Here is a 14514-nt window from a genome sequence, read left to right on the forward strand (position 1 = left end):
GGTTTGCCGGCTTTCTGGAATGAGCGCCCAGAAACGCAACTGCTCAGGGAAGTGTATGACGGGTGATCCAGGCTTGGTCGCATCTGTAAAGAAGCGTCATGGCTATATTCGCTTGCTGTGGCTGGGCGTTTGTTTGGTCAACTTGTTCTTGATCGGCATGGCCGTTCTGGTAATCCAGCAAAATCGTGCCGTCAGGCTGCATCTTGCAAACCGGCTGCCAAAATAAAAACGTCGGCCGGAATTAACCGGTCGACGTTTTTGGCCCTTTTTTCCGGTTGACCGTGGAAACCCGCGGTCGTACGAATTTGTCAGGCGGGGAGCGGGTCGGCGTTGCCGAGGGCGGTGGTGTTCATGCCGCCATCGACGTAAAGGATTTCACCGGTAATGCCGCTGGCCAGATCGGACAACATGAAGGCGGCGGCGTTGCCGACTTCCTCGATGGTCACGTTGCGACGTAGCGGGGCATTGTGCGAGTTGTAGGCGAGCAGTTTGCCGAAGTTGCCGATGCCGGAAGCGGCCAGGGTCTTGATCGGGCCGGCCGAAATGGCGTTGGCGCGAATGCCTTCGGGGCCGAGACAGAAAGCCAGGTAACGGGTGGCCGCCTCAAGGCTGGCCTTGGCCAGACCCATGGTGTTGTAGTTCGGCATGGTGCGCTCGGCGCCGAGGTAGGACAGGGCGAGCGCGGCGCTCTTGCGGCCCTGCATCATCGGACGGGCGGCCTTGACCAGCGCCGGGTAGCTGTACGACGAGATTTCGTGGGCAATGCGGAAGGACTCGCGCGAGATGCCGTTCAGGAAATCACCTTCGATGGCTTCGGTCGGGGCGTAGGCGATCGAGTGAACCAGGCCATCGAGACCATCCCAGTGCTTGGCCAGTTCGACGAACAGGTTGTCGATTTGCTCGTCGCTGGCGACGTCTACGGGAATGGTTATGTCGCTGCCGAATTCAGCGGCGAACTTCTTGATGCGGTCTTCGAAACGCTCGGTCTGGTAGGTGAAGGCGAGTTGAGCGCCTTCGCGGTGGCAGGCCTTGGCAATACCATAGGCAATGGAATGCTTGGACAGCAGCCCGGTGATCAGAATTTTTTTGTCGGCGAGAAAGCCCATGTGTTGTTCTCCCTAAGGGGTTTAGCCGCAGGATTATAAACCGGGAAACAGTGATTCGCGTTATGCGAACACGGTTTCCGGGTTCGGGCTTACATATTCGGGTAGGTTGGGCCTTCGCCGCCTTGCGGCACCACCCAGTTAATGTTCTGGGTCGGGTCCTTGATGTCGCAGGTCTTGCAATGCACGCAGTTCTGGGCGTTGATCTGCAGATGCGGATTGGCACCGCTCTCGTCGCGCAGGATTTCATAAACGCCGGCCGGGCAGAAACGCTGTTCAGGGGCGTCGTATTGCGCCAGATTGACGGCGATCGGCACGCTGGCATCCTTCAATTGCAGGTGACAAGGCTGGTCTTCCTCGTGGTTGGTGCTGGAGAGAAAGACCGAGGACAGGCGATCGAAGGTGATGACGCCATCCGGCTTCGGATAGGTGATGGGTTCGCAATCAGCCGCCAGTTTGAGCTTGGCGTGGTCCGGCGTGCGATTGTGCAGCGTCCACGGCGCCTTGCCGCGCAGCACGACCTGATCGATGCCAAACATGATGGAGCCGAGCGCCAGCCCTTTGTTCATCCACGGTTTGAAGTTACGTGTTTTATGAAGTTCGTCGTATAACCAGCTGTTTTTAAACGACTCAGGATAGGCCGTTAGTTCGTCGCGCTGGCGTTCGCCGGCCAGTGCCGCGAAACAGGCTTCGGCCGCCAGCGAGCCGGTCTTGATGGCACAGTGTGAGCCCTTGATGCGCGCCGCGTTGAGAAAACCGGCGTCGTCGCCGATCAGCACGCCACCGGGGAAAGTCAGTTTGGGCAGCGACTGCAGGCCGCCGGCGGTCAGCGCACGGGCACCGTAGGCGATGCGTTTGCCGCCTTCGAGGAATTTGCGGATTTCCGGATGCGTCTTGAAGCGCTGGAATTCTTCATAGGGCGCCAGATGCGGGTTGCTGTAGCCGAGGCCGACAACGAAGCCGACGGCGATCTGGTTGTTTTCCAGGTGATACAGGAAACCGCCGCCGTAGGTATCCGGCTGCATCGGCCAGCCGCCGCTGTGGATGACCAGGCCAAGCTGGTGCTTGTCCGGATCGATTTCCCAGAGTTCCTTGAGACCGATGCCGTAGGTTTGCGGATCGACGCCGTCGCGCAGATTGAATTTGGTTTCGAGCTGCTTGCCGAGGTGGCCACGGCAGCCTTCGGCAAAGAAGGTGTATTTGCCGTGCAGTTCCATGCCCATCTGGAAATTCGGGCCTTCGGAACCGTCATGCAAACGGCCCATGTCGCCGGTCGCCACGCCCTTGACGGCACCGTTCTCGTCGAACAGCACCTCGGCACCGGCAAAGCCCGGGTAGATCTCGACGCCGAGCGCCTCGGCCTGTTCGCCAAGCCAGCGACAGACGTTACCCAGCGAGATGACGTAATTGCCTTCATTGTGGAAGCAGTTGGGCAACAGGCTGTTCGGCACCTTGGTGGCGCCATTTTCGGAAAGAATGAAGAAACGGTCTTCGGAAACGGGGGCATTGAGCGGCGCGCCATCGGTCTGCCAGTTGGGCAGCAATTCGTTCAGGGCACGCGGGTCCATGACGGCGCCGGAAAGAATATGGGCACCGATTTCGGCGCCTTTCTCGATCAGGCAGACGCCCAGATCGGTGCCTTTTTCGGCCGCCAGCTGTTTCAGGCGGATCGCCGCCGACAAGCCGGCCGGGCCACCGCCGACGATGACGACGTCGAATTCCATGGATTCGCGCTGCATGATGTCTCCTGATTTTATTGTTGACTTGATTTCAATACGGTACAGTATGGAAATATTTTGATCAACCCTACTCTAGTATTCAAGTTTATGGACCACAAGAAAAAGCTGATTCACGTCACCAAAATGCCCATCCGCTGGGGCGACATGGATGCCTACGGGCACGTCAATAACACGGTGTATTTCCGCTACATGGAGCAAGCACGGGTCGAGTGGGTAGAGGAAATGAACATCCCCGTTCGTCCGGGCGGTGCCGGGCCGGTGATCATCAATGCCAGTTGCACCTTTCTGATCCCGATGAATTATCCGGGAACCGTCGAGGTGCGCACCTTTGTCGGCGCCATCGGCCGCTCCAGTTGCCAGACCTACGTTGAAATGCGCATCGAAGGCGATGAACGCATTTTTGCCGAGGGGGCCGCCAAGGTAGTCTGGATGGATACGCAGACCGGAAAATCGGTGCCTTTGCCCGATCACGTGCGGGCTTTGCTCGAAGCGGAGTAAACTCGCTGCCCATCGCATCGTCGAAACAAAAGAGCATGGGCAAACGAAAAGTCTGGGAAAAACTGCTGTCGAGCGAACGACTGGGGGCCGGCAAGGCACCTGGCACGGCAGAGCGTACGGCCTTCCAGCAAGATTACGACCGCATCGTCTTTACCTCCGCCTTCCGGCGCATGAAGGACAAGACGCAGGTTTTCCCGCTGTCCAAGAGTGATTACGTGCGCACCCGCCTGACGCACAGCCTGGAAGTCAGTTGCGTCGGCCGCTCGCTGGGTGCCGTGGTCGGCCGCGAGATCATCGCCCGACACGGCTTGCAGCACGTTGAATCGGGCGATTTTGGCGCCATCGTTGCCGCCGCCTGCCTGGCCCACGACATCGGCAATCCGCCTTTCGGCCACGCCGGCGAGGACGCCATTCGCGAGTGGTTCCGTCATTCCAACCTACTCGAACGCCATGACCTGACACCGGCGCAAAGAGCCGACTTCGAGCGCTACGAAGGCAACGCCCAGGGCTTTCGCATCGTCAGCCGGCTGCAAAGCCCGGCCAACCCGGGCGGCCTGCAACTGAGCAGCGCGGTGCTGGCGACTTTCACCAAATATCCGCGTCCATCGCATCTCGATACCGATCTGGATGGCAAAAGCGGCAAGAAATTCGGCTTCTTCCAGCAGGATGCCGATAATTTTCGGCAGATTGCACGGTCAACCGGATTAATCGAGCGAATTCCAAATACCGCCTGGCACCGTCATCCGCTGGCTTTTCTCGTTGAAGTGGCGGACGATACCTGTTACCTGATCGTCGATCTCGAAGACGCTGCCCGGCTCGGCTTCGTGCCCTACAAGGATGCCGAATGCCTGCTTGCCGACCTGGCCGGCAACACCATTAATGGCGCTCGGCTGCACCATCTGCACGACCCCAAGGAACGCCTCGAATACCTGCGCGCCAAGGCCATTGGCTGCCTGCTCGAAAGCGCCGCGGCAGTCTTTCTCGAAAACGAGGACGCCATCCTGAGCGGCAAGTTCGACGACGAACTGCTCGAAAGCTCGCCCATCGCCCATCCGCTGCAGGCTATTCTCAAGCTGGCCAAGGAAACCATCTACACCGCCCGTCCGGCGCTCGAGATCGAAACCGCCGGTTTCGAGGTCCTCGGCGCCTTGCTCGGCTTATTTACCAATGCGGTCGAGGCGAGGGCAGGGCACGCCCGCTACACGACCCGCGAACGCATGCTGCTCAAACTGCTGCCGACGCAATTCCTCGGCCACGGTGGCGAGCCGGATGCCGACCCGTACATTCGTCTGCTCCAGGTCGCCGATTTCGTCGCCGGGATGACCGACTCCTACGCCGTCGACATGTACCGTAAATTGAAGGGTTTCGATCTGCCGACCTGAATTTCCGCTTGCAAAAAACCGGTTACTGTACAAAAATACAGTCATTGGTTTTTAGCGGAGGCCGGCCATGAAACTCACGCCACGTCAGCAGGAAATTCTCGATTTCATCAAAAGCACGCTGGAAGTCCTCGGCGCGCCGCCGACGCGCATGGAAATCTCCAGCGCCTTCGGTTTTGCTTCGCCGAATGCGGCCGAAGACCACCTCAAGGCGCTCGCCAAGAAGGGCGCCATCGTTCTTGAGCCAGGCTCGGCGCGCGGTATCCGGCTCGTCGAGCAGCTCGGCCTGCCGCTGATCGGCAGCGTCGCCGCCGGTTCGCCCATTCTCGCCGTCGAAAACGTTCAGGGCCGCTACGCCTTTGATGCCAGCATGTTCTCGCCCAAGGCCGATTTCCTGCTCAAGGTGCGCGGCACGTCGATGATCGATATCGGCATGTACGACGGCGACCTGCTCGCCGTGCACAAGACCAACCAGGCACGTGACGGGCAGATCGTCGTCGCCCGGATCGACGAGGAGGTCACCGTCAAGCGTCTGCAACACCGCGATGGCTTCATCGAACTGATTGCCGAGAACCCCGATTTTCAACCGATCATCGTCAATCCCGGAGAGGTCGAGTTTGCCATTGAAGGCATCGCCGTCGGCCTCATTCGCGGAGCCGTTTCAAAGCTGTCATGAACACCCAGCCGTTGCCGGTTGCCTTGGCGGATGTGCTGGCCCGGGGCGATGTCTGGCGCGGCGACACGCTGGCTTCGCTGCCGGAAAGCGCCATCCCGAGCGGCCATGCCGAACTCGATGCCGAATTGCCGGGTGGCGGCTGGCCACGGGGAAATTTGACCGAAATTCTCGTTGACCGTGGCAGCGTCGGCGAAATGAGCCTGCTGCTGCCAGCCCTGGCCCGCTTGTCGGCCGACGGCGGCTGGCTGGCACTCGTCGCGCCGCCGTGGTTGCCGCATGCCCCGGCCTGGGCGGCGGCCGGTGTGGCGCTGGAGCGGTTGGTCGTCGTCAAGGCCGGCAAGAGCGTCGGCTGGAGTGTCGAACAGTTGCTGGCCAGCGGCGGCTTTGCCGGCGTACTGGCCTGGCCTGAAGCAAATATCGATGCCCGCGCCTTGCGCCGGCTGCAGATCGCCGCTGAAGGGCGTTCGGTTTTTGCCTGTTTATGGCGGTCGACCGCAGCAGCCGGGGTACCGTCGCCGGCACCCCTGCGCGTCATGTTGAACGCGGCAGACGGCGACAGCGATTTGTCGGTACGCATCATCAAACGGCGTGGCCGTCCGGTTTCCCGGCCGCTCGCCTTGTCCATACCTCGTCCTGTTCAATTCGCCGGGAGAAATTCGCGTGCTGTGGCTGGCCCTGCACTTTCCCTTGTTACCGCTCGAGGCCCTGCCGCTGCGCCAGTCGCCTAGCGCGGTCGTCGCTCGCGGGCGAGTGCAGGTGGGCGATGCCGAGGCGGTGGCGGCGGGTGTTTGTGCTGGCCAGAAGCTGTCGACGGCGCTTGGCCTGCAGCCCGGGCTAAGCGTTTTCGAACATTGCGCGGCCCGCGAACAACAGGCGCTGGAAAGTCTGGCCTGCTGGGCCGGGCGCTTCACACCGACAATCAGCCTGGTCTCACCGGATACTCTGTTGCTCGAAATCGGCGGCTGCCTGCGCCTGTTTGGCGGCGCCGAGTCGATCATTACGGCTGTGCTCGCTGGTTGCACCGAACAGTCTTATTCGACCCGTTGGTCGGTGGCGCCAACGCCGCTCGGGGCGGGTTGGCTGGCACGGATGGGCAGCAGTGAGATTCATGCGGAACAGGCAGCCATGCAGACTGCCCTGGCCGCCTTGCCGTGTGCCATCCCCGGCTGGCCCGATGAGGTGACGAAGCGGCTCGAGTCATTCGGCCTGCGGCGGCTGGGCGATCTGCGCCAACTGCCCAGCGCCGGTTTGCGGCGGCGCATCGGCAACGGGCCGGTCGACGATCTGCTGCGTGCCTGGGGCGATCTGCCCGATCCGCAAAAATCCTTCGTTTTTCCGGAAAGCTTCGCCATCGATATCGAGCTGCCATCGCGTGTCGAACACGCCGAGGCGCTGGTTTTCGCCGGGCAACGCCTGTTTGCGGCGCTGGCCGGCTGGCTGCATGGCCGGCAGTTGCTGGTCCGCCGTTGTTCCCTGGAACTGACGCACGACGACGGGCCACCAACGGTGCTAGCGCTCAATTTTGCCGAACCGGCGGCTGACGAGGGGCGTTTCGTCCGCCTGCTGCGCGAGCATCTTTCCCGGCTGCACCTCACGTCGCCAGTCGAAGCCTTGCGCTTGCTGGCCGACGAACTGGTCGACAAGCCCGGCGCCAGCGCCCATCTGTTCGAGCAGGCAACGGCCGGCGAGGGCACGCTGGCCTGCCTTGAACGTTTGCGGGCCCGTCTCGGCGAAGGAGCGGTGCAGGCGCTCGGCGAGCTGGCCGATCATCGGCCCGAATGCGCGACGCGGGCGCATGAGGTGGATTTCAATTTTGGCCGTTTTTCCCGGTCGACCGTGGAATCGCGAGAAATGGCTGCGGCGACAGGGAACAGCAACCGATCCCGCCCGCTATGGTTGTTACCGATCCCGCAGGCGCTGGCCGAACGGACTGGCAGTCCGCAATGGCATGGCCCGCTCAAGCTGCTGTCGCGCGCCGAGCGGCTGGAAAGCGGCTGGTGGGATGAAGGCGAGGGCGGGGCAGCCGGAGATGTGCGCCGCGACTATTTCGTCGCGCGCAATCCGCTCGGCCAGTGGGCCTGGGTGTTCAGGAACGCCGACGGCTGGTTCCTGCACGGCCTGTTCGCCTGAGCGGACGCGGGTGAAACCATGTCGCTACCCGATTACGCCGAGCTGCATTGCCTCTCCAATTTCACTTTCCTGCGCGGGGCTTCGCATCCGGGCGAACTGATCGCGCAGGCCGTGGCACAGGGCTACACGGCGCTGGCATTGACTGACGAGTGCTCACTGGCTGGCATCGTGCGGGCACATCAGGCGGCGAAACAGGCCAGGTTGAAACTGATCGTCGGCAGCGAAATGACGACGGTTGATGGCCTCAAGCTGGTCTTCCTGGCCAAAAACCGAGAGGGCTACGGCAACCTGTCGGCGCTCATCACGCTGGCCCGGCGGCGGGCGGAGAAGGGCGCCTACACCTTGCAACGGCATGACCTGAATGTCGTTTCGCCGAACGGCGCGGTGCCCGATTGTCTCGTGCTCTGGGTGCCGGGCGAGGGGGCTTCAGTCGATGATGGGCGCTGGCTGGCTGAGCGTTTTCCCGGCCGGGCGTGGATCGCCGTCGAACTCCACGCCGGGCCGGACGATGCGGCCCGGATGGCCGATCTGCAGGCGCTCAGCGCGGCTTGCGGACTGCCGATGGTGGCGGCTGGCGACGTCCATATGCACGTCAAGGCCCGCCGGCCGGTGCAGGATGTGCTGACTGCTCTGCGCCTCAAAACGACGGTTTTCGACGCCGGTTACGCGCTGTTTCCCAACGCCGAACGCCATGTCCGGACGCGCCTGCGCCTGTCGCGCCTCTATCCACCCGAACTGCTGGCTGAAACGCTGAAGATCGTCGATCTGTGCAGCTTCTCGCTCGATGAACTGCGCTACGAATATCCGGAAGAAATTGTTGAAGCCGGCCATACGCCGGCCTCTTGGCTGCGCCACGAAACCGAGAGCGGTTTGCTGCGCCGCTATCCGCGCGGAGTTCCGGACGATGTGCGACAGCGTATCGAGCACGAGCTGGCGCTGATCGCTGAGCTCAAATACGAGGCCTATTTCCTGACGGTGTATGACATCGTTTGCTTCGCGCGCAGTGTCGATATCCTGTGCCAGGGGCGCGGCTCGGCGGCCAATTCGATTGTCTGCTTCGCGCTGGGCATCACCGAAGTCAGCCCGGATCGCTCGGGCATGCTGTTCGAGCGCTTCATCTCGAAGGAGCGCGGCGAGCCGCCGGACATCGATGTCGATTTCGAGCACGAACGCCGCCCCGAGGTCATTGCCTACATTTACCAAAAATACACCCGCGAGCGGACGGCGCTGGCTGCGGCGCTGATCACCTACCGGACCAAGGGTGCGCTGCGCGATGCGGGCCGGGTACTCGGTTTCGAGACGGCGCGCATCGACGCCCTGACAGCCTCGCTGGCCTGGTGGGACAAGCGCGAACAACTGCCCGAACGCTTCGCCGAGCAAGGCCTCGACCCGGCTTCGCCACGCGTCGAGAAATGGCTGTGGATTGCCGGGCAGTTGCGCGGTTTTCCCCGCCATCTGACCCAGCACGTCGGCGGTTTCGTCATGTCGCGCGGGCCGCTGGCCCGGCTGGTTCCGGTTGAAAACACGGCGATGCCTGAGCGCACGGTGATCCAGTGGGACAAGGACGATCTCGACGCCGTCGGCCTCATGAAAGTCGATGTGCTGGCGCTCGGCATGCTCTCGGCCATCCGCCGCATGCTTTCAATTTTGGGCAATTTTTCCGGTCGACCGTGGAAGATGGCCGATATCCCGGCCGAAGACCCAAAAACCTACGAGATGCTCTGCCACGCCGACAGCATGGGCGTCTTCCAGGTCGAATCGCGCGCCCAGATGGCCATGCTGCCGCGCCTGCAACCGCGCTGCTACTACGATCTCGTCGTCGAGGTGGCGCTCGTCCGGCCCGGGCCGATCCAGGGCGACATGGTGCATCCCTACCTCAAGCGGCGGCAGGGCAGGGAGCGCATCGAGAAAATTTCGCCGGCCGTCGATGAGGTGCTCAAACGGACCTGCGGCGTGCCGATTTTCCAGGAACAGGTCATGCAACTGGCCGTCGTCGCCGCCGGCTTCACGCCCGGCGAGGCCGATCAGTTGCGCCGGGCAATGGCCGCCTGGAAGCGCAAGGGTGGCCTTGAACCATTCGAGCAGAAACTGCTTGCCGGCATGGCCGCCAACGGCCTGCCGGAAGGTTTTGCCCGACGCATCATCCAACAGATCCAGGGCTTCGGCGAATACGGCTTTCCAGAATCTCACGCCGCCAGTTTTGCGCTGCTCGTTTATGTTTCGGCCTGGATCAAACGCCATCATCCCGCCGTGTTTCTCTGTGGCCTGCTCAACAGCCAGCCGATGGGCTTCTACTCGCCGTCGATGCTGATCCAGGACGCCCGGCGCCACGGCGTTAGCGTTTTGCCGCCCGACGTTACGGTCAGCGACTGGGACAGCCACATCGATGACACCGGCGCCGTCCGCCTTGGCTTGCGCGAGATATCCGGCTTCTCAAAAGCGGTCGCCGAGCGCATTGCTACGGTCAACCGGAAAAAAAGCCCTTTTTTGAATATTGCCGACCTCGCCGCCCGGGCCGGCCTGCACCGCCGTGACCTCGATCAGCTGGCTGCCGCCGATGCCCTGCAAAGCCTGGCTGGCCACCGTCGGCAGGCGGCCTGGGCTGCTGGCGTGGAAAAACCAGTGGCGGCGGTGCAGGGCGATCTCTTCGCCGGCACAACGATCCGCGAGCCGGATGCCGAACTGCCCGCACCCAGCGAGGCCGAAAACCTGATCGCCGATTACCGCAGCCTCGGCCTGACTTTGCGCCGTCACCCCCTGGCGTTGCTCCGTCAGCATCTGTTTGAGCGCCGCTTCGTCACTGCTGCCAGCCTCAAAACCGCCGGCCATTGCGCCCTGATCCGTGCCGCCGGCATCGTCGTCGGTCGTCAAAGACCGGGCACGGCGACCGGCATCGTGTTCGTCACGCTGGAAGACGAAAGCGGGCTGGTCAATGTCGTCGTCCATCCGCAACTGGTCGAAAAGCAACGCCGCGAATTGCTCGGCGCGACGCTGCTCGGCATCTACGGGCAACTACAGATTGAAGGCGAAGTCGTTCATCTCGTCGCCAAGCGACTGGTAGACCTTTCTGCCTGGCTGGGCCGGCTGGAAACATCGAGCCGGGATTTTCACTGACCGGGTAAAAGGCCCTCGACGTCCTCAACCTCGTCGCCGAATTTGGTTTTCACGTAGGCCCGCATCAGCCACTTCAGCGGCGTATCCGTAATCGCCTTGATAAATGGCCAGTTGAGCCCGAACCATTCGATCAGGGCATCCTCGATGGCGTACCAATCGTCGGCAATGATCGCACCGCCCTGAGACCAGTCGCTCGAAGGGTGGTATGTGTCGGGGTGCCAGCATCCGCTTCCATTCACGTGAGGTTGCCCAGCATCGGGAATTTCTGGCAACAGCTTCAGATTCTCCGATTTGGCAACCCAGAAATCGAGCAACGCACCCTCTAGACTGGTGACCCTCATCAAGTTTCCTTTCTTTGGTTCGTTTGCTGTGACTGATCAATTGCACCGATGTCCAGTTAACGGGATAGCCACCTAAATTATTCCATCACACCAATTTGCCATACCAAAAACGCGCATAATTTGTATTATGTTAAATCATGTAGCAAGAAGAAAAAGAGGATCAATTCAGATCCTCATCCTTGGGCAGCGGCAAATTAAGAATCTCGATGCCCTCGTCCCTGAGTTCTTCACATTCATCCTCGCTGGCGTGGCCGCGAATTGGGCGTTGAGGTGCTTCGTTGTAGTGAATCTTGCGTGCCTCATCGGCAAACGAGTGACCAACATCCTCACTGTGACTGACGATGGTCTGGATGAGTTGGCGATAGAGCGCCATGGCTTGCGTTCCCACCGGCATCAAAGCTGTGCTTGTTGGTGCTTTTGCCGAGCTGGCCGATGTCGCCCCAACCGGCTCGGCATGATGTCCGGAAATAGCTACCGCCGACGGCACGCGATGGACATTGTGGCTATCGCATTGCGGACAGCAGACAAGCTTATCCTCCAACTGGGATTCAAAAGCGCCCGCGTTATGGAACCACCCTTCAAACCGGTGATTGTTCTCGCAGTTAAGGTCGTAGATGATCATGTGTTCATTCGTGGTGCCCGGGACGGGAATCGAACCCGTACACTCAAAGAGCGAGAGATTTTAAGTCTCTTGTGTCTACCAATTTCACCACCCGGGCTGGGTGCAATCATTATATCGGCGCCCGATATGAAAAAAGGGAAAGCGACCAGCGCTTTCCCTTTTCTATTTGGAGCGGCAGAAGAGTCTCGAACTCTCGACCTATACCTTGGCAAGGTATCGCTCTACCAACTGAGCTACTGCCGCAAAACCTTGGAGGCGCGAGCCGGAGTCGAACCGACCTACACGGATTTGCAATCCGGTGCATAACCGCTTTGCTATCGCGCCGTGCCTCTTTTACTACTAAAAACCGGATTGACTTAAATCCGGTTTCAGAAAATCTGGAGCGGCAGAAGAGTCTCGAACTCTCGACCTATACCTTGGCAAGGTATCGCTCTACCAACTGAGCTACTGCCGCGCTGAAACAGAGCGCGCATTATAGGCGACACAAGGGAATTGTCAACATTGCCCCCTATTTTTCTGCAGTTCGTTTTGCAATTTCTGGCCAGGCCATGCGCAGGTAGTAGCCCATGGACCAGAGCGTCAGCAAGGCTGCTATCCAGATCAACCAGTTACCGAATCTTTGCATGTCAGCACCAAGCAGCGGCTGGTAATAAAGGAGGATGGGAATGGCCAGCATTTGAGCGGCTGTCTTGATCTTGCCAAGCATCGAGACGGCGACGCTTTTTGCCGCACCGATCTTGGCCATCCATTCGCGCAATGCAGAAATGGTTATCTCGCGACCAATGATGATGCTGGCGACGATGGCATCGGTCCTGCCCAGTTCAACGAGAACGATCAATGCCGCGGCAACCATCAACTTATCGGCGACCGGGTCGAGAAATGCACCAAATGCCGAGGTCTGATCGAGTTTGCGGGCCAGATAGCCATCGGCCCAATCGGTCAGCGCCGCTGCCACGAAAATGGACGTTGCGGCGAGATCGCGCTCGTGCAGGGTGGCCCAGTCTGCCGGCAAATAATAGACAGCAATTAAAAGCGGTATCGCGACGATACGAAGCCAGGTCAGCAGGATAGGCAGATTGAAGGGCATGTGGCTCAGTGTAATGCGGAATGTATCTTTTCAGCCATCTCCCGGCTGATGCCGGGCACTTCGGACAATTGTTCCGGGCTGGCGGCAAGTACGCCGGGCAGGCCGCCAAATCTGGCAACCAATGCTTTCCGGCGGGCTGGTCCAATGCCCGGCAGGCTTTCAAGGGTTGATGTTTTTCGCGCCTTGCCACGCTGGGCACGATGGCCTGTGATGGCGAAGCGATGAGCTTCGTCGCGTATTTCCTGGATCAGGTGCAACGCAGGGTGTTCTGCCGGCAATTGTAATGGCTCGCGGCCATCCGGGAAAACAAGTGACTCCAAGCCAGGCTTGCGCCCTTCGCCTTTGGCGACACCGATCATCGGCAAATGAGCCAGGCCGATATCGGCAAGGGCGGAAAAGGCGGAAGCAACCTGCCCTTTTCCTCCATCAATCAGGATAAGGTCAGGCGCCGTACCCTCACCGGCGGCAATGCCGTCGTAGCGCCGACTGACGGCCTGACGCATGGCTGCATAATCGTCGCCGGGCGTGATATCGCGAATGTTAAAACGCCGGTAATCAGCGTTTTTCATGCGATTTTCCTGGTAGACCACACACGAGGCGACCGTTGCTTCGCCCATCGTGTGACTGATGTCAAAGCATTCGATGCGAACTATGGGTTCGGGCAGTTGCAAGGCTTCCTGGAGGGCTACGAGTCGTTTTTCCTGTTGAGCCGTTGCCTGGCTTCGCGCCAGAATAGCCAGCCGCGCGTTCTGCAGTGCCATTTCGACCCAGGCTTTGTGTGCCAGGCTGCGCGCCTGCATGACAGGAACCGGGCGCCCGGCCAGTTCGCCCAACACCGCTTCGCTCTCTCCTGGCTCATCTTCGGCCGGCCATGGGGTAACCAGCAGGCGTGAAGGGGCCGGGTGAATGGCGTAGTGCTGGCGAATAAAGGCGGCACAGGCGTCGGCCGGATCGGATTCGCCAGCATTGATCGGAAAGAACGGACGGTCGCCGAGATGTCTGCCGCCCCGGACCATGGCCAGGTTGACGCACAACTCCCCTGCTTCCTTCTGCGCCACCAGGATGTCCATGTCCTCGCCCTTGCTGCTGAAGACGAACTGTTTTTCTTGCACCTGGTGCAGCGACTGGATCAGGTCCCTGTAGACCGCAGCCTGTTCAAAGGCAAGGCGTGAGGAGGCCGCCTCCATGGCCTGATTCAGGCGCTTTGATACTTCCTGCTGTTTGCCGAGCAGGAACATCGAGCCGAGTTGAACGTCTGTTGCGTAGTCTTCCGGCGAGATCAATCCGACGCACGGCCCGCTGCACCGTTTGATCTGGTAAAGCAGACATGGTCGCGAGCGGTTGGAAAACACCGATTCTTCACAGGTGCGCAAGCGAAACATTTTCTGCATCAGATGGATGCTGTCACGCACTGCCCAACTCGACGGATAGGGACCAAAGTAGTCTGCCTTGCGATCCGGACTGCCACGAAAGAAGCCGAGCCGGGGAAATTTTCCTTTGGTCAGAACGATGTAGGGGTAGGATTTGTCGTCGCGGAAAAGAATGTTGTAACGCGGCGAAAGCGACTTGATCAGATTGTTTTCAAGCAGCAGCGCTTCGGCCTCCGTGCGCGTGGCCGTGGTCTCCACAGAGGCAATCTGGCTGACCATGTGCGCGATGCGCGGGCTGGAAACATTTTCCCGAAAATACGACGAAACCCGTTTTTTGAGGTTCTTGGCCTTGCCGACATAAAGAACGGCAGCATTGGCATCCAGCATGCGATAGACACCGGGCAATTCGGTCAGCGTGGCCAGAAAGGCCTTGGCATCGAAACTCATTGTACGGC

Annotated in this window: 13 protein-coding genes and 4 tRNA genes; 7 read left to right on the forward strand and 10 right to left on the reverse strand. The window is 60.5% G+C overall.

What is annotated here, in order from left to right:
* Positions 1–19: 19 nt before the first annotated feature.
* Complete coding sequence (locus AC07TV_RS14320) at positions 20–226, forward strand: hypothetical protein (protein ID WP_494649051.1); 207 nt, start codon at positions 20–22, stop codon at positions 224–226.
* An 82-nt stretch (positions 227–308) separates the two neighbouring features.
* On the opposite strand, the gene fabI is transcribed toward AC07TV_RS14320, so the two are convergent.
* Positions 309–1106, reverse strand: coding sequence for an enoyl-ACP reductase FabI (fabI, locus tag AC07TV_RS14325; protein WP_226405621.1), 798 nt, complete (start codon positions 1104–1106; stop codon positions 309–311).
* Between the two features lie 89 nt (positions 1107–1195).
* Positions 1196–2842 (reverse strand): electron transfer flavoprotein-ubiquinone oxidoreductase, encoded by a 1647-nt coding sequence (locus AC07TV_RS14330; protein WP_494649052.1) that lies wholly within the window; start codon positions 2840–2842, stop codon positions 1196–1198.
* Positions 2843–2929: 87 nt separating this feature from the next.
* On the opposite strand from AC07TV_RS14330, the gene AC07TV_RS14335 reads away from it, so the two are divergent.
* The 6 genes from AC07TV_RS14335 (at position 2930) to AC07TV_RS14360 (ending at position 10639) form a co-directional block, all read left to right on the forward strand.
* Entirely contained in the window at positions 2930–3340 is a 411-nt protein-coding gene (locus tag AC07TV_RS14335) for an acyl-CoA thioesterase (protein ID WP_494649053.1), read from the forward strand.
* 35 nt (positions 3341–3375) lie between these two features.
* Positions 3376–4722, forward strand: coding sequence for a deoxyguanosinetriphosphate triphosphohydrolase (locus tag AC07TV_RS14340; protein WP_494649054.1), 1347 nt, complete (start codon positions 3376–3378; stop codon positions 4720–4722).
* 67 nt (positions 4723–4789) lie between these two features.
* Complete coding sequence (gene lexA, locus AC07TV_RS14345; protein ID WP_494649055.1) at positions 4790–5395, forward strand: transcriptional repressor LexA; 606 nt, start codon at positions 4790–4792, stop codon at positions 5393–5395.
* Positions 5392–6123, forward strand: a complete 732-nt coding sequence (gene imuA / locus AC07TV_RS14350) for a translesion DNA synthesis-associated protein ImuA (RefSeq protein WP_494649056.1) — start codon at positions 5392–5394, stop codon at positions 6121–6123. The genes lexA and imuA overlap by 4 nt, the downstream gene beginning before the upstream one ends.
* Entirely contained in the window at positions 6056–7525 is a 1470-nt protein-coding gene (locus AC07TV_RS14355; RefSeq protein WP_494649057.1) for a Y-family DNA polymerase, read from the forward strand. Before imuA ends, AC07TV_RS14355 begins: the two co-directional genes overlap by 68 nt.
* An 18-nt stretch (positions 7526–7543) precedes the next feature.
* On the forward strand, positions 7544–10639 hold the full coding sequence (locus tag AC07TV_RS14360; protein ID WP_494649058.1) for an error-prone DNA polymerase: 3096 nt from the start codon (positions 7544–7546) through the stop codon (positions 10637–10639).
* On the opposite strand, the gene AC07TV_RS14365 is transcribed toward AC07TV_RS14360, so the two are convergent.
* From AC07TV_RS14365 to uvrC, 8 genes are all read right to left on the reverse strand, one after another.
* On the reverse strand, positions 10633–10980 hold the full coding sequence (locus AC07TV_RS14365) for a phage protein NinX family protein (RefSeq protein WP_494649059.1): 348 nt from the start codon (positions 10978–10980) through the stop codon (positions 10633–10635). The two genes, AC07TV_RS14360 and AC07TV_RS14365, sit on opposite strands and share 7 nt — an antisense overlap.
* A gap of 160 nt (positions 10981–11140) precedes the next feature.
* Complete coding sequence (locus tag AC07TV_RS14370) at positions 11141–11602, reverse strand: DUF1178 family protein (RefSeq protein WP_494649060.1); 462 nt, start codon at positions 11600–11602, stop codon at positions 11141–11143.
* A gap of 11 nt (positions 11603–11613) precedes the next feature.
* Positions 11614–11699: transfer RNA gene (locus tag AC07TV_RS14375), tRNA-Leu, on the reverse strand.
* A 70-nt stretch (positions 11700–11769) separates the two neighbouring features.
* Positions 11770–11845, reverse strand: a tRNA-Gly gene (locus AC07TV_RS14380).
* Between the two features lie 7 nt (positions 11846–11852).
* Positions 11853–11926 (reverse strand) — tRNA-Cys (locus AC07TV_RS14385).
* A gap of 54 nt (positions 11927–11980) precedes the next feature.
* Positions 11981–12056, reverse strand: a tRNA-Gly gene (locus tag AC07TV_RS14390).
* Between the two features lie 54 nt (positions 12057–12110).
* Positions 12111–12689, reverse strand: coding sequence for a CDP-diacylglycerol--glycerol-3-phosphate 3-phosphatidyltransferase (pgsA, locus tag AC07TV_RS14395; protein WP_494649061.1), 579 nt, complete (start codon positions 12687–12689; stop codon positions 12111–12113).
* Positions 12690–12694: 5 nt separating this feature from the next.
* Positions 12695–14506 carry an excinuclease ABC subunit UvrC gene (uvrC, locus tag AC07TV_RS14400; protein ID WP_494649062.1) on the reverse strand — a complete coding sequence of 604 codons (1812 nt, stop codon included), beginning with the start codon at positions 14504–14506 and terminating at the stop codon, positions 12695–12697.
* Between the last annotated feature and the right edge of the window lie 8 nt (positions 14507–14514).

The sequence above is a fragment of the Azonexus sp. GW821-FHT04F04 genome, assembly GCF_059420025.1.

Coding starts and splice junctions, on each gene's coding strand:
- pgsA (WP_494649061.1), bottom strand. CDS start 12,689: ATGCCCTTCAATCTGCCTATCCTGCTGACCTGGCTTCGTATCGTCGCG.
- AC07TV_RS14340 (WP_494649054.1), top strand. CDS start 3,376: ATGGGCAAACGAAAAGTCTGGGAAAAACTGCTGTCGAGCGAACGACTG.
- fabI (WP_226405621.1), bottom strand. CDS start 1,106: ATGGGCTTTCTCGCCGACAAAAAAATTCTGATCACCGGGCTGCTGTCC.
- uvrC (WP_494649062.1), bottom strand. CDS start 14,506: ATGAGTTTCGATGCCAAGGCCTTTCTGGCCACGCTGACCGAATTGCCC.
- AC07TV_RS14360 (WP_494649058.1), top strand. CDS start 7,544: ATGTCGCTACCCGATTACGCCGAGCTGCATTGCCTCTCCAATTTCACT.
- imuA (WP_494649056.1), top strand. CDS start 5,392: ATGAACACCCAGCCGTTGCCGGTTGCCTTGGCGGATGTGCTGGCCCGG.
- AC07TV_RS14370 (WP_494649060.1), bottom strand. CDS start 11,602: ATGATCATCTACGACCTTAACTGCGAGAACAATCACCGGTTTGAAGGG.
- AC07TV_RS14365 (WP_494649059.1), bottom strand. CDS start 10,980: ATGAGGGTCACCAGTCTAGAGGGTGCGTTGCTCGATTTCTGGGTTGCC.
- AC07TV_RS14330 (WP_494649052.1), bottom strand. CDS start 2,842: ATGCAGCGCGAATCCATGGAATTCGACGTCGTCATCGTCGGCGGTGGC.
- AC07TV_RS14320 (WP_494649051.1), top strand. CDS start 20: ATGAGCGCCCAGAAACGCAACTGCTCAGGGAAGTGTATGACGGGTGAT.
- AC07TV_RS14335 (WP_494649053.1), top strand. CDS start 2,930: ATGGACCACAAGAAAAAGCTGATTCACGTCACCAAAATGCCCATCCGC.
- lexA (WP_494649055.1), top strand. CDS start 4,790: ATGAAACTCACGCCACGTCAGCAGGAAATTCTCGATTTCATCAAAAGC.